Source organism: Methylophilus sp. 14 (assembly GCF_015354345.1).
Lineage (GTDB): Bacteria > Pseudomonadota > Gammaproteobacteria > Burkholderiales > Methylophilaceae > Methylophilus.
The window spans coordinates 112,840-126,121 of record NZ_JADKYS010000005.1 but is presented as its reverse complement, the minus strand read 5'-3'; the positions used below and the strand labels follow the sequence as shown (position 1 = coordinate 126,121).

14 protein-coding genes are annotated in these 13,282 nt (G+C 53.7%); 4 read left to right on the top strand and 10 right to left on the bottom strand.

Annotated elements, in window-relative coordinates:
- Positions 1-22: 22 nt before the first annotated feature.
- From lipA to INP78_RS12235, 5 genes are all read right to left on the bottom strand, one after another.
- Positions 23-1,018, bottom strand: coding sequence for a lipoyl synthase (gene lipA, locus INP78_RS12255; RefSeq protein WP_194742479.1), 996 nt, complete (start codon positions 1,016-1,018; stop codon positions 23-25).
- On the bottom strand, positions 1,008-1,622 hold the full coding sequence (lipB, locus tag INP78_RS12250) for a lipoyl(octanoyl) transferase LipB (RefSeq protein ID WP_194742478.1): 615 nt from the start codon (positions 1,620-1,622) through the stop codon (positions 1,008-1,010). The genes lipA and lipB overlap by 11 nt, the downstream gene beginning before the upstream one ends.
- Positions 1,623-1,636: 14 nt before the next feature.
- Positions 1,637-1,924 carry a YbeD family protein gene (locus INP78_RS12245; RefSeq protein ID WP_019880868.1) on the bottom strand — a complete coding sequence of 96 codons (288 nt, stop codon included), beginning with the start codon at positions 1,922-1,924 and terminating at the stop codon, positions 1,637-1,639.
- Positions 1,925-1,970: 46 nt separating this feature from the next.
- Positions 1,971-3,068 (bottom strand): D-alanyl-D-alanine carboxypeptidase family protein, encoded by a 1,098-nt coding sequence (locus INP78_RS12240; protein WP_194742518.1) that lies wholly within the window; start codon positions 3,066-3,068, stop codon positions 1,971-1,973.
- Between the two features lie 96 nt (positions 3,069-3,164).
- The gene (locus tag INP78_RS12235) at positions 3,165-4,004 is read right to left on the bottom strand and encodes a septal ring lytic transglycosylase RlpA family protein (protein ID WP_228522867.1); all 840 of its coding nucleotides are present in this window, start codon (positions 4,002-4,004) and stop codon (positions 3,165-3,167) included.
- On the opposite strand from INP78_RS12235, the gene INP78_RS14590 reads away from it, so the two are divergent.
- Complete coding sequence (locus INP78_RS14590) at positions 4,003-4,179, top strand: hypothetical protein (protein ID WP_228522866.1); 177 nt, start codon at positions 4,003-4,005, stop codon at positions 4,177-4,179. The two genes, INP78_RS12235 and INP78_RS14590, sit on opposite strands and share 2 nt — an antisense overlap.
- A 35-nt stretch (positions 4,180-4,214) precedes the next feature.
- Here the strand turns inward: INP78_RS14590 and rodA are convergent, their stop codons facing one another.
- Genes rodA through INP78_RS12210 form a run of 5 tightly spaced genes read right to left on the bottom strand, consistent with a single transcriptional unit; the run spans position 4,215 to position 9,865 of the window.
- On the bottom strand, positions 4,215-5,312 hold the full coding sequence (rodA, locus tag INP78_RS12230; protein WP_194742476.1) for a rod shape-determining protein RodA: 1,098 nt from the start codon (positions 5,310-5,312) through the stop codon (positions 4,215-4,217).
- Positions 5,305-7,236: a penicillin-binding protein 2 gene (gene mrdA, locus INP78_RS12225; RefSeq protein WP_194742475.1), complete on the bottom strand. Its 1,932-nt coding sequence runs from the start codon at positions 7,234-7,236 to the stop codon at positions 5,305-5,307. The genes rodA and mrdA overlap by 8 nt, the downstream gene beginning before the upstream one ends.
- A gap of 3 nt (positions 7,237-7,239) precedes the next feature.
- Complete coding sequence (mreD, locus tag INP78_RS12220; protein WP_194742474.1) at positions 7,240-7,716, bottom strand: rod shape-determining protein MreD; 477 nt, start codon at positions 7,714-7,716, stop codon at positions 7,240-7,242.
- Entirely contained in the window at positions 7,713-8,792 is a 1,080-nt protein-coding gene (gene mreC, locus INP78_RS12215) for a rod shape-determining protein MreC (protein ID WP_194742473.1), read from the bottom strand. Before mreC ends, mreD begins: the two co-directional genes overlap by 4 nt.
- Positions 8,793-8,821: 29 nt before the next feature.
- The gene (locus tag INP78_RS12210; RefSeq protein ID WP_194742472.1) at positions 8,822-9,865 is read right to left on the bottom strand and encodes a rod shape-determining protein; all 1,044 of its coding nucleotides are present in this window, start codon (positions 9,863-9,865) and stop codon (positions 8,822-8,824) included.
- Between the two features lie 128 nt (positions 9,866-9,993).
- Here INP78_RS12210 and gatC point away from each other — a divergent pair, with 128 nt between their 5' ends.
- The 3 genes from gatC to gatB are packed head-to-tail and all read left to right on the top strand — an operon-like array spanning position 9,994 to position 13,264.
- A complete protein-coding gene (gene gatC / locus INP78_RS12205; RefSeq protein ID WP_194742471.1) occupies positions 9,994-10,281 on the top strand; it encodes an Asp-tRNA(Asn)/Glu-tRNA(Gln) amidotransferase subunit GatC in 288 nt (95 codons plus the stop codon).
- Positions 10,282-10,336: 55 nt separating this feature from the next.
- Positions 10,337-11,818, top strand: a complete 1,482-nt coding sequence (gene gatA / locus INP78_RS12200; RefSeq protein ID WP_194742470.1) for an Asp-tRNA(Asn)/Glu-tRNA(Gln) amidotransferase subunit GatA — start codon at positions 10,337-10,339, stop codon at positions 11,816-11,818.
- Positions 11,819-13,264 (top strand): Asp-tRNA(Asn)/Glu-tRNA(Gln) amidotransferase subunit GatB, encoded by a 1,446-nt coding sequence (gene gatB / locus INP78_RS12195; protein ID WP_194742469.1) that lies wholly within the window; start codon positions 11,819-11,821, stop codon positions 13,262-13,264.
- Positions 13,265-13,282 lie beyond the last annotated feature (18 nt).

Genomic DNA, 13,282 nt, shown 5'->3' with positions numbered 1-13,282 from the left:
TGGGCCGGGGTATCGGCGCTATTTATGCTGATGGTTGCTCTATCACGGCGTGCGCTTGTTGATCCGCATGATAACTGCTGCGTACCATCGGTCCGCTGGCTGCGTTGTCAAAGCCCATGGCGTCGGCCTGTTGTTTAAACCAGTCGAAGGTTTGCGGGGTCACATAGCGCAACACGGGTAAATGGTGCACGCTAGGTTGCAGGTATTGCCCCAGCGTGAGCATGCTGACGTTATGCGCACGCAAGTCACGCATGACCTCAATAATTTCTTCATCGGTTTCACCCAGTCCTAGCATGAGGCCAGATTTGGTAGGTACATCCGGGTACATCAGGCTGAATTGCTTGAGCAGGTCTAGCGAGTGTTGGTAGTCAGAGCCTGGGCGCGCCTGTTTGTAGAGGCGTGGCACGGTTTCCAGGTTATGGTTCATGACATCTGGTGGCGCTTCACGCAGGATTTTGAGTGACACATCCAGGCGGCCACGGAAGTCTGGCACCAGGATTTCGATTTTAATCTGCGGCGATTGCGCGCGAATGGCGCGGATACAATCGACAAAGTGTTGGGCGCCACCGTCAGGCAAGTCATCACGGTCTACCGAAGTCACCACCACATAACGCAGCTTCATCTGTGCAATGGTACGCGCCAGGTTTTCCGGTTCGTTTGGGTCAGGCGGTAAGGGCTTGCCATGCGCCACGTCGCAAAACGGGCAACGGCGGGTGCAAATGTCGCCCAGAATCATAAAGGTGGCCGTGCCGCCGCTAAAGCATTCGCCGATATTGGGGCAACTGGCTTCTTCACACACGGTGTGTAGATTGTTATCGCGCAGCACCTGTTTGATTTCCTGGAAACGTGCCGAATCAGGCACTTTCATGCGTATCCATTCCGGCTTGCGTAGCATGGGTTGCGGCACGATTTTAATCGGGATGCGCGATGTTTTGGCGGCGTCTATTTCTTTCACACCAGCCACTTTTTTGGCCTGGCGTACGCTGACCGGATGTTCTTGGTTGGCATTATCTGACATGCGTCAGTTTCTCTTTCAATCGTTGGGTTAAATCTGCTGCGATCTCTGTCATATTCAGCGCGATATTTAAGTCCCGGGTTTGCGTCATTTGCATGCCGGCATAACCACACGGGTCAATGTCGGCAAACGGCTGTAAATCCATGTCTATATTCAAGCTCAGGCCATGATAGCAGCACTGGTTTTTCAGGCGTAGTCCCAGCGAGGCGATTTTTTTTCCTGCGACATACACGCCGGGTGCATCTGCACGCGCTTCGGCGGCAATACCATGCGCGGCCAAAAATTCTATCAGGCTGTTTTCCAAGATGGAGACAAGTTGCCGCACATTCAAGTGGCTACGTGCCAGATCAATCAGGCAATAGATGATGAGCTGCCCGGGGCCGTGGTAGGTAATCTTGCCACCGCGGTCGACATTGACCACGGGGATGTTGTTTTGCGGCAGGCGTACACCCCGGCGGTTGAGGCCTAATGTGTAGACGGGTGGATGCTCGGTGACCCATAGCTGGTCGGGGGTGTCTTGGCTGCGTGCTGCGGTAAAGGCCTGCATGTCAGCCAGCGTGGCCGCATAATCAGTCAGGCCCAGCTGGCGGATTTGCAGAACAGGCATGGAGGCAAAGCTGGTTACAGCACGACCTTGACCATCGGGTGCGAGGTCAGGCTGCGATAAATATCGTCCAGTTGTGGTTTGGAGGTGACATACACCAGGCAGGTCAAACTCAGGTATTTGCCATTGCTGCTGCCCCGCATTTCGATCAGGTGCGTGTCGAATTCTGGCCAATGGCCCTGGATAACACGGGTGACTTCAAGGGTGAAGTCATCATGCGTTTCACCCATGACCTTGATCGGGAAGTTGGTTGGAAACTCAATCAGGGTTTCTTCCGCCGCAGGCGTTTGCTCTTGCTGGGTCATGGGGTCACCTACCTTTGTGTTCGTTCAGCGTTATGACAACAAGGGTTTACTGCAAATACAGGCGGACCTGGTCAATCATGCGTGAGAAGATATTGCTGGCCTCAACGGCATGTAAGGTCACCAGTGGCACGCTATGCACCACTTTGCCACCCAGGCTAAAGTCCACTGCGCCCACAGTTTGATGCGCTTTTAATGGCGCCTCCAGTGGTTTGGCAATGCGCAGGTTCGCCTTCATATTGGCATATTCACCTTGCGGTAATGTTAAATAGACTGGTTTGGCGACCGTTAAATCAACTTCGCTTTCGGTGCCTTTCCAGACTTTTTGACGCGTAATGGCTTTGTCTGCTGCGTAAATCAGCTTGGACTCATAAAACTGGAAACCAAAATTAAGTAATTTTTGGCTTTCAGCAGCGCGTACATTATCTGAAGTGGTGCCAAGGACCACGGAAATCAAGCGGAAGTCACTGCGTTTGGCGGAAGAAATCAGGCAATAGCCAGCAGATTCGGTGTGGCCGGTTTTCATGCCATCGACGCTAGGGTCGATAAACAACAGGCGGTTGCGGTTAGGCTGCGTGATGTTGTTATAGGTATAAGACTTCTGTGAGTATAAACGTGCGTAGTCCTGCGGATAGTCGCGGATCAAGGCGTTGGCCAAGATAGACAGGTCACGCGCCGTTGTTGTATGCGTCGGGTCTGGCAGGCCAGTGGCATTGACGAAGTGGCTGTTTTTCATGCCCAGCGCCGCGGCTTTTTTGTTCATCAGGGTCGCGAACAGTTCTTCGCTGCCTGCAATGCCCTCTGCCAGCGTAATGGCGGCATCGTTGCCGGACTGAATAATCAGTCCATGCAGCAGCTCATCCACCGTCACCGTCATGGTGGTGTCGATAAACATTTTTGAGCCTTCGACCTTCCAGGCTTTTTGGCTGACTGGCAAGGTTTGTGTCAGTGCCAGGCGTTTTTGCTTCACTGCTTCAAAAGTCAGGTAAGCCGTCATCACCTTGGTGAGCGAGGCGGGCTCCACCGGCATATCCGGGTTGTTAGCCGCCAGCAGGCTGCCAGTGTTGGCATCACGCAATACAAAGGCTTTGGCCGCCAGCGTTGGGGTCGGCACATTGCCAGTGATGGCTTCTGCCGCCACGGTCATCAAAGGAATCGAAAGTAGAAAAGCAATACAAGAACGCCACATGGTCATCATTTAACGAGAAAAAAACTTAATGAGAAAACAGCTCACAGGAAAATACTAGCGCGAAAAAATCAGCGCGGGTAACTGCAATTGGTCACGCATCTGGTTGGCGGCCTGGGTCGCCAATGCGTGATCTGGATAAGGCCCCAGAACAATCTGGAACACTTTTCCATTATACACTTTGTTGAGCAGGGATTGTGTTTCGGGCCGTGCACTGAAAATGCGCTGTTGCAGGCGGTCTGCGTTTTCTTCCTGGCCGAAAGCGCCTAGCTGCACATATACGCCATTTGCATCCAAGGTCGACAATGGTTTTGCCGTGGTCATGGTGCGCGTGACTTGCACGGTCTCTTGCGGCAGTGCTTGTGTGTTTGTCGTGGGTTGCGCGGTTGTTGCCGTGCTCTCTGATGGCTGCGAGGGGTCGATTAATGTCACCTGTACCTGGGCCGAACCGTGGCGGGTGATATCCAGCTGTTTGGCGGCGGCATAAGACAAGTCAATAATACGATCACGGCCAAAGGGCCCGCGGTCATTGACGCGCGCCATGATGGTTTTGCCATTGCTGAGGTTGGTCACGCGTACATAACTCGGAATCGGCAACGTACGGTGTGCCGCGGTCAGTTTGAACATATCATAAGGTTCACCACTGGCGGTTTTGCGGCCATGAAACTTCTTGCCATACCACGAGGCATGCCCGGTTTGCGTGTATGGCGTGCTGAGGTCAGACATAGGCGTCACGGTTTCACCGTTGACGATATACGGCTTGGTCGTGCCTTTGACAATCGGCTCCACCTTCGGTGTGATGGTGGTTTCGAGCGGAATATTCGGGTCTATGCCATCGGTGGCATTGCCGCTGCTTTCAGGTTTAGGGTCTATATTAATCACTTTGGGGCCGCCCATGACTGAGCCAGTGCTGGACGGCGCATTGGTGGCAGGCATGGGCGCGCTGTTGGCAGGGCTGCTCGCTGCTGGTTTTGTCGGCGGTGTTGAAGGCGCGGTCTGCCGCGGCGGCATGCTACTGCTACAGGCGGCCAGCCAGATTGTCAGCGTGATGATGCATAACCGTTGCAAGTGAAAAAACATCCTGTTCCTTAATCGGTATTGACGCGCCTAATCTGTGGCGACCAGGCGTTTGTGTGATTGCACACTCATTAACAAGCCCAGGCTCAGGCCTAGGGTTAACAGTGACGTGCCACCATAGCTGACCAGTGGTAACGGAATCCCGACCACGGGCAAAATGCCGCTCACCATGCCCATGTTCACGAAACAATAGGTAAAGAAAGTCGCTGCAATGCTGCCTGCCAGCAAGCGTGAAAAGGTACTCTTGGCTTGTGACGCGATAATGAAGGCGCGGCCAATAATAATGGTAAATAGCAGCAATAACAGGCTGCAGCCGACCAGGCCAAATTCTTCGGCAAAGACGGCAAACACAAAGTCGGTCGTTCTCTCGGGCACAAAGTCGAGTTGCGACTGTGTGCCATTGAGCCAGCCTTTGCCGGTACTACCGCCGGAACCAATGGCAATGGTGGCCTGGATAATATGGTAACCAGCGCCCAGCGGGTCCTGGCTTGGGTCGATGAGAATCTCTACCCGGCGTCGCTGGTAATCGTGCAACATGGACCATAAAATCGGCAATGCGGCGCCAAATGCAATGGCGCTGCCAAAAATAAACTTCCAGCTGAGTCCGGCCAAAAAGATGACATAAAAACCGGCAGCAAACACCAGTGTGGCGGTGCCCAGGTCGGGTTGTTTCGCGATCAATAATACCGGGACCAGCAAAATGACTCCTGCGACCACATAGTCTGCGGTACGCAGCATGCTCTCACGCTTGGAGAAATACCAGGACAGCATGATAGGCACGGCCAGTTTCATCAGTTCGGATGGCTGGATTTTGGTCACGCCGAGGTTGAGCCAGCGCCTGGCGCCATGGCTAATATCTCCCACCAGGGCGACTGCAATCAGCAAGGACAAGCCTAACAGGTAGGCCGGTAAGGCAATGCGCTCGATATGCTGTGGTTGCGTGTTGGCCACCAGCAACATGACGCCCATCATGACCACGATATTGACGAGCTGTGCATTGACTTTGAGCATGGATTGCCCGGACGCGCTGTAGAGCACCATCAGTGCGACCACCAGCACCATGAGCACGGTGGCCAGCAAAATGGAGTCGATATGCCGGATAAAGTGGCCTATCCATTGTCTAATCATGAGGCTCCTCCTCTACTTCAGGCGCATTGGTGACCGTGGTTTCAGGCACGGGGGCTGCATTGGGGTCCACCGGTACTTTGCCTAGCAAGTAATAATCCATGGCCTTGCGTGCAATGGGGCCCGCTGTCGAGCCACCGTGGCTACCATTCTCGACAATGACGGCGATGGCAATTTTCGGGTCTTCTGCCGGGGCATAGGCAATAAACCAGGCATGGTCGCGATGGCGTTCGGCAATCAGTTTTTCGTTGTATTTCTCATTTTGCTTAATGCCAACCACCTGCGCAGTCCCGGTTTTGGCGGCAATGTCATAGCCTGCATTGGCACCGACGGCTGCAGCCGTCCCGCCAGGCCGGGTCACGTCCATCATGCCCAATTTGACGATATCCAGATTCTGCGGATTGAGCGGGAGCTGGTCGGCAACGGTGTGTGGCAGCATCTTGACCTGATTCGTTTTGGCATCCACGATGGCGTTGACCAGGTGTGGACGAATGGCTTTGCCACTATTGGCCAAGGTGGCGGTGGCATAAGCCAATTGCATGGGTGTGACCAGGGTATAGCCCTGACCAATGCCGACGATAACGGTTTCACCCATATACCACGGTTGTTTATAGCGTTTTTGCTTCCAGGCCGGGGTAGGCAGCAAGCCGGACAGCTCGCCCTGGATATCAATATTGGTTTTCTCGCCAAATCCAAAGTGGCGTACAAAGTCAGTCAGCCGCTCAATTCCCAGTTCGACAGCCAGGCCATAAAAAAACGTGTCACAAGACACGGTAATGGCTCTGCGCATATCAACGGCGCCATGGCCGGAAGGCTTCCAGTCGCGGTAGCGGTGGCGGCTGTTGGGCAGCATGAAATAGCCTGGATCACTGATGGTGAAAGGCGGCTGGCGCTTGCCCGACTCCAGCCCGGCCAATGCCACAAAAGGCTTGAAGGTAGAGCCTGGCGGGTAAATGCCTTTGAGTGAGCGGTTAATCAGCGGTTTGTCTGGTGAATTGTTCAGGTTGTTCCAGTTATCGTAATCAATCCCATCCACAAACAGGTTGGCATCAAATGATGGCATGCTGACCATGGCCAAGACCTCACCGGTCTTCGGTTGTATGGCGACCAGTGCGCCCCGGCGCCCAGCGAACTCATGCTCGACGATTTCCTGCAGCTTGGCGTCCATGGACAGCACAATGTTGTTGCCAGACGTGGGGGACGCGCTTGAAAGCACACGCACAGCGCGGCCATCGGCATCAATTTCTACCTGCTGGAAACCGGTAATGCCATGCAGGTCTGCTTCATAGGCTTGTTCTACACCGGCCTTGCCTATATGTTCGGTGCCTTTATAGTTAGAAAGCTGGTTGCTCTCTTTGAGTTGTTTGAGGTCGTTTTCATTGATACGGCTGATATAGCCAATGCCATGCGTACCCAGTGTGCCATAAGGGTAGTGTCTAAAAAGTCGCGATTTGAGCTCAACACCCGGGAAACGGAAGCGATTGACGGCAAACTTGGCTGCTTCGTACTCATTGAGGTGGGTGCGGATGGGGATGCTCTCAAAGGTGTGACTTTGCGCGCGCAGTTTTTTAAAGCGTTTTAAATCGGTGGCTGAAATTTCGACCAGCTTACCCAGTTCGGCAATCGTGTCCTGCAAATCATCTGTTTTGGAGGGGGTGATTTCCAGCGTATAGACAAAAAAGTTATGCGCCAGAATGATGCCGTTACGGTCTGAAATCAGGCCGCGGTTGGGTGTGATCGGGACAATCGAAATACGGTTATTCTCCGCTAGAGTCTGGTAGTAGTCGTAGCGGAAGACTTGCAGGTAGTAAAAACGGCCAAGCAGCGCAGAGAGTGCGCTAAGGACCATCAGGACCAAGAACACCAGACGAACTCTGAACTTGTGTTGTTCGTTTTGGTGGTTTTTGAGTTCGGTGCTATACCCCATTGCTTATAACTTCTTCGGGCGGGTCAGTTCGCCAAACCAGATAATCATGCATTGCCACAATATGAGGTCGGAAATCACGGGTAAGCCGTAAGTCCAGTCTGGCAATTCGCCGCCAGCAAATAGTTTAAGCAGCAAAATCAGCGCGCGTTGCGCACCAAACAGAAAGATGACATATAAATAAAGTTGCCAGCGGTTAAACAGCACCAGGCGGCGCTGGTAAATCAGGCCGAGGAACGCGGTCACTGCAAAGGTCAGTGCATGCTGTCCGAGCAGGCTGCCAGTCGATAAATCGACCAATAGCCCGGCAAACCAGACCCAGCCAATGTTGCAATGGTAGGGCGCTTGCAACAGCCAGTAAATCATAATCACTAGCAAAAAGTCTGGGCGGATAATGATGCCGGTATTGGACCAGGGGTAGAGCTGGAAGGTAAGCCCGACCAGCATGGTAAACAGGAATGTGCTGAATTTAACCGGCTTCATGGGTGCTCCGGTGTGGCAGGCGTATTTTCGGGTGTTGCTGCTGCGCCACCGTCGGGGCTGGCAGGGGCCGCATCTAAAACGGGTGTTTCTGTGGCCGGATGGGGATCAACGGCGGCGTTGTTTTTTTGCAGTACTTCCACCACCGACTGGTCCAGGTGTTGCGCATTGTTGCGCGGCAGCACAGGGCGGTTTTCGCTGGCCTGGTTCATGGCAGGTGTGTCTGGCATCTTGAGGATGAGCACGTGTTTATGGTTGTTGACGCCTGCAATCGGGCGGCTGATGATTTTGGCAAACGGCGAGTCCTGGCTTTGCTTGATCTGGGTGACGACGGCCACCGCCAATCCTGCCGGATACACGCCATCAATGCCGGAGGTGACTAATTTGTCGCCGACCTTGATGTCTACACTGGTGGGCAGGTATGGAATATCCAGCGTGTTACGCTTGCCCTCGCCGAAAGCAATCGCACGTAACTGGTTGCGCTCAATCTGGATGGGAATCGACAGTTTTTTATCGGTAATCAGTGTCACTTCGCTGGTGAATGGATAGACGCGTGTAATTTGCCCCACCACGCCCTGTTCATCCACCACGGCTTGTCCGGGGGTGATGTCATGGCGGCTGCCGCGGTTAAGCGTAATGATGTTGCTGAACGGGTCGCGCCCCATGTGCAATACTTCGCCTAGCGTGGCTTGCGGAATAATGGGCAAATCCCCTGCCAGCAGCGTGCGTAAATGTACGTTTTCGGCATCCACGGTGGCCAGTCGCTGTAAGGCGGCATGGTCTATCAAGGCTTGTTGTTTGAGTTTGAAGTTGTCCTGAATGAGCTGATTGTGCGAGGTGAAGTAGGTGTTAATGTTGCGTCCCCACTCATTAGGGGCGCTGGCCAGTACTTCCAGCGGGTGCAGGGCGGTGCTAAACCATTGGCGAACCTGGCTCAGGTAGTCAAAGCGCGCATCCACCGCCATCATCACCAGTGAGAGTGTGCAAAAAAACATCAGGCGTGAGAAAGGCTTGGGTCCCTGTATAAAAAAAGCCGGGGACTCCTGAGGGTCAAGCTGTTGGTGTATGCCTTTTAGCATGATCGGGTGCGCGCCAACGTTGCCCCGAATTATTCGTTAGCAAAAACGTTGCCCAGCTTATCCATTTCTTCCAGCGCACGGCCACAGCCGCGGGCGACGCAAGTCAGCGGGTCTTCGGCAACGATGACTGGCAGGCCAGTTTCTTCTACCAGCAGGCGGTCCAGGTCGCGCAGCAGGGCGCCACCGCCGGTCAGTACCATGCCTTTTTCAGCAATGTCTGCACCAAGTTCTGGTGGCGTTTGCTCCAGTGCAGATTTCACCGCGCCGACGATAGAGTTCAGTGGCTCAGTCAGGGCCTCGAGGATTTCGTTGCTGGAAATGGTGAATTTACGTGGCAAGCCTTCTGCCAGGTTGCGGCCAGTGACTTCCATTTCAAGGACTTCAGAACCCGGGAAGGCAGAGCCGATTCTTTTCTTGATGGCTTCAGCGGTGGGCTCGGAAATTTGCATGCCGTAGTTGCGGCGGATGTAGTCGATAATCGCCTGGTCAAACTTGTCGCCACCTACACGCTCAGACTTGGCGTACACAATACCGCCCAGAGAGATCACGCCAACTTCAGTCGTGCCGCCGCCGATATCCACCACCATAGAGCCTGTCGCTTCAGCTACTGGCATGTCAGCGCCAATCGCGGCAGCCATTGGTTCTTCAATCAGGAATACCTGTTTGGCACCTGCGCGCTCGGCGGATTCTTTAATCGCGCGGCGCTCAACCTGGGTAGAGCCAACCGGCACACAGATAATGATGCGTGGGCTGGGTGAGAACCAGCGGGATTCGTGTACTTTGCGGATAAAAAACTTGAGCATTTGCTCGGTGATGGTGAAGTCGGCAATCACACCATCTTTCATCGGGCGGATGGCCTGAATGTTGGCAGGCGCACGGCCCAGCATGCTTTTCGCATCTGAACCAACGGCTAACAACACTTTTTTGCCATTGGGGCCGCCTTCGGTACGAATCGCCACCACCGACGGTTCATCCAGCACGACGCCTTTACCACGCACGTAGATCAGGGTGTTGGCGGTGCCAAGGTCAATGGCAAGGTCATTGGAGAAGTAGCTGTTGAGTGAACCGAACATGTTTTATCCTGTGAAGTTTCCGACTTTAGAACTGCTCGCTAAGTGCGGCATAAAATCAAGGTATAATAGCGCAAAACGCACATGAAATTAAGACGTGCTTTCAAAATCTTACAGACAATTAACCAGACATGGCACTGAATCTAGATGATATCAAGCGCATCGCTCACCTGGCCCGCATCGAGGTGAGTGACAATGAGGCGCAAGAAACCCTGAACAAACTTTCCGGTATCCTCGGTTTGATCGAGCAAATGCAGGCTGTCGATACCACCGGTATCACCCCCATGTCGCACTCGCAAGATGTGACACAGCGCCTGCGTGAAGATGTGGTTACCCAAACCAACCAGCGCGAGCTGTTTCAATCGATTGCCCCAGCGACACAGGATGGCCTGTACCTGGTGCCCAAAGTCATTGAATAAGCACATTTTCTACGCGACTTTACGCGTGATTAACTAATTTTCAGATACAGCCGCTATGATTAACAGCAGTCTTAAACAGCTGGGCCAGCAGTTGGCCAGCAAGCAAGTTTCCAGTGTTGAGTTAACGCAAGCCTATTTGCAGCGCATGGCGCAGCTTAACCCGACCATCAATGCCTACGTCACCATCGACGAAGACAAAACGCTGGCGCAGGCCAAAGCGGCAGATGCCCGCATTGCGGCGGGTGATTTCGGCCCATTGACCGGCATTCCGCTGGCGCAAAAAGATATTTTCTGTGCCAAAGGCTGGCGCACCACCTGTAGCTCAAAAATGCTGGAGACGTTTATTTCTCCGTATGACGCGCATGTCATCAGCCAGTTTGATGCGGCCGGTGCGGTCAATTTGGGTAAAACCAATATGGACGAATTCGCCATGGGCTCCTCCAACGAGACCAGTTATTTTGGGGGCGTAAAAAATCCCTGGGATTTCGATCGTGTGCCGGGTGGTAGTTCAGGCGGTTCTGCGGCAGCGGTCGCGGCGCGCTTGTGTGCGGCAGCCACGGGTACTGATACTGGCGGTTCCATTCGCCAGCCAGCATCGCTGTGTGGTTTTACTGGCCTCAAGCCAACCTATGGTTTGGTGTCACGTTACGGCATGATCGCATTTGCTTCGTCTTTAGATCAGGCAGGCCCGATGGCTAAATCGGCAGAGGACTGTGCCTTGATGCTCAATGTCATGGCTGGGTTCGACGAGCGTGACTCCACCAGCGTTAATCGCGAAAAAGAAGATTACACGCGCGGCTTGGCCAACATGACTGGCGCGCAGCCGCTCAAGGGTCTGCGTATCGGCTTGCCTAAAGAATACTTTGCCGAAGGCCTGAGTGCCGATGTGGCGCAAGTGATTGAAACCGCGATTGCGGAATACAAAAAACTCGGCGCAGAGATCGTTGAAGTTAGCCTGCCTAATAACAATCTGTCTATCCCCGTGTATTACGTACTGGCGCCGGCCGAAGCCTCCAGCAACCTGTCACGTTACGACGGTGTGCGCTACGGCCACCGTGCGGCTGAATACAACGACCTCATGGAGATGTATATGAAGTCGCGTGCCGAAGGGTTTGGTGCCGAGGTCAAGCGTCGTATCCTGATTGGTACCTACGTTTTGAGCGCCGGTTACTACGATGCCTACTACCTCAAAGCACAGCAAATTCGCCGCCTGATTGCACAGGACTTTGTAGAAGCATTTAAGCATTGTGATGTGATCATGGGGCCAGCTGCCCCTTCGACAGCCTTTAAAGCCGGGGAGAAGACCAGCGACCCGGTCGCCATGTACCTCGAAGATCTGTATACCATCGCCGTCAATCTGGCCGGTTTGCCAGGCATGAGTATCCCGGCTGGTTTTGCGCAAAACAGTGAAGGTAAAGCGCTGCCGGTAGGTTTGCAGATCATTGGTAATTATTTTGATGAGGCGCGCATGCTGGAGATCGGCCACGCCTATCAACAAGTGACAGACTGGCACACACGTATGCCGGAGGGAATCTAAATGCAGTGGGAAGTCGTCATCGGGTTGGAAACCCACACTCAGTTACAAACTAAATCCAAACAGTTTAGCGGTGCTTCGACCACCTATGGGGCTGAGCCAAATACGCAGGCGTGTGAAGTGAGTATCGCTTTGCCAGGTGTGTTGCCGGTACTCAACAAAGAAGCCGTTGAGTGTGCCATCAAGTTTGGCCTGGCGATTGAGGCTGAAATGGCGCCACGCAGCGTGTTTTCGCGCAAGAATTACTTTTATCCTGATTTGCCCAAAGGTTACCAGATCAGCCAGTTCGAGTTGCCTGTCGTTGGTAAAGGCAAAATCACCATCCAGGTGCCTGCGACTAAAAATACCGAGGCTTACGAAAAGGTAATCAATATCACGCGTGCGCATCTGGAAGAAGATGCAGGTAAATCTGTACACGGCGCCGTTGAAGGCATGTCGGGCATTGACTTGAACCGCGCCGGGACGCCGTTGCTGGAAATCGTGACTGAGCCGGATATGCGTAGCGCGGCCGAGGCCGTGGCTTATGCCAAAAAACTGCACGAGCTGGTGCAGTGGATAGGTATCTGTGACGGCAATATGCAGGAAGGCAGCTTCCGTTGCGATGTTAACGTGTCAGTACGCCCCAAAGGGTCTGATAAATTAGGCACACGCCGTGAGATCAAAAACCTCAACTCGTTCAAGTTCATGCAACAGGCGATTGAGTATGAAACCCAGTGGCAAATCGAAACATTGGAAGATGGCGGCACCATTCAACAGGCCACCGTGCTGTTTAACCCGGATACGGGTGAAACGCGCGCCATGCGCAGCAAGGAAGAAGCCAACGATTATCGCTACTTCCCTGACCCTGACTTGCTACCATTGGAAGTCACTGAGGCGGACAAAGCACGTGTAAAAGCGCTCATGCCTGAGTTGCCGCAAGCCTTGCAGGCGCGTTTGGTGAGTGAATACCAACTGTCGAGCTACGATGCCAGCACATTGACTGCCTCACGCAGCCAGGCCGATTATTTTGTGGCGACCGTGGCCGCAGGCGCAGAGCCCAAGCAAGCGGCAAACTGGGTCATGGGCGCGTTGTCAGCCAAGCTCAACGCCGAGGAAAAATCTATTGTCGATAGCCCGGTGTCTGCTGCGCAATTGGCTGCTTTGCTCAAGCGGATTGCCGATAACACGATTTCTAACAATGCGGCCAAGCAGGTGTTTGAAGGTTTGTGGGCGGGTGAGGGCGAGGTGGACGCCATTATTGAAGCCAAAGGCCTTAAGCAGGTGTCTGATACTGGCGCGATTGAAGCCATTATCAATGAGGTGCTGGCCGCGAACCAGGCCATGGTCGATGAATATAAAGCCGGGAAAGAAAAAGCCTTTAACGCGCTGGTCGGCCAATGCATGAAGGCCTCCAAAGGCAAGGCCAATCCGGCACAGGTCAACGAGTTGCTGAAAGCCAAACTGGGTTAAACCGGGATGCTGCCTGAG

Excerpts from the sequence above, each read along its gene's own strand:
- INP78_RS12245 (WP_019880868.1), bottom strand. The coding sequence starts at position 1,924 with ATGACCCAGCAAGAGCAAACGCCTGCGGCGGAAGAAACCCTGATTGAG.
- mreD (WP_194742474.1), bottom strand. The coding sequence starts at position 7,716 with ATGAAGCCGGTTAAATTCAGCACATTCCTGTTTACCATGCTGGTCGGG.
- INP78_RS12235 (WP_228522867.1), bottom strand. The coding sequence starts at position 4,004 with ATGGGCGGCCCCAAAGTGATTAATATAGACCCTAAACCTGAAAGCAGC.
- mreC (WP_194742473.1), bottom strand. The coding sequence starts at position 8,792 with ATGCTAAAAGGCATACACCAACAGCTTGACCCTCAGGAGTCCCCGGCT.
- gatB (WP_194742469.1), top strand. The coding sequence starts at position 11,819 with ATGCAGTGGGAAGTCGTCATCGGGTTGGAAACCCACACTCAGTTACAA.
- rodA (WP_194742476.1), bottom strand. The coding sequence starts at position 5,312 with ATGATTAGACAATGGATAGGCCACTTTATCCGGCATATCGACTCCATT.
- mrdA (WP_194742475.1), bottom strand. The coding sequence starts at position 7,236 with ATGGGGTATAGCACCGAACTCAAAAACCACCAAAACGAACAACACAAG.
- lipA (WP_194742479.1), bottom strand. The coding sequence starts at position 1,018 with ATGTCAGATAATGCCAACCAAGAACATCCGGTCAGCGTACGCCAGGCC.
- gatC (WP_194742471.1), top strand. The coding sequence starts at position 9,994 with ATGGCACTGAATCTAGATGATATCAAGCGCATCGCTCACCTGGCCCGC.
- INP78_RS14590 (WP_228522866.1), top strand. The coding sequence starts at position 4,003 with ATGACTGAGCCAGTGCTGGACGGCGCATTGGTGGCAGGCATGGGCGCG.
- INP78_RS12210 (WP_194742472.1), bottom strand. The coding sequence starts at position 9,865 with ATGTTCGGTTCACTCAACAGCTACTTCTCCAATGACCTTGCCATTGAC.
- lipB (WP_194742478.1), bottom strand. The coding sequence starts at position 1,622 with ATGCCTGTTCTGCAAATCCGCCAGCTGGGCCTGACTGATTATGCGGCC.
- INP78_RS12240 (WP_194742518.1), bottom strand. The coding sequence starts at position 3,068 with ATGACCGTGGCGGCAGAAGCCATCACTGGCAATGTGCCGACCCCAACG.
- gatA (WP_194742470.1), top strand. The coding sequence starts at position 10,337 with ATGATTAACAGCAGTCTTAAACAGCTGGGCCAGCAGTTGGCCAGCAAG.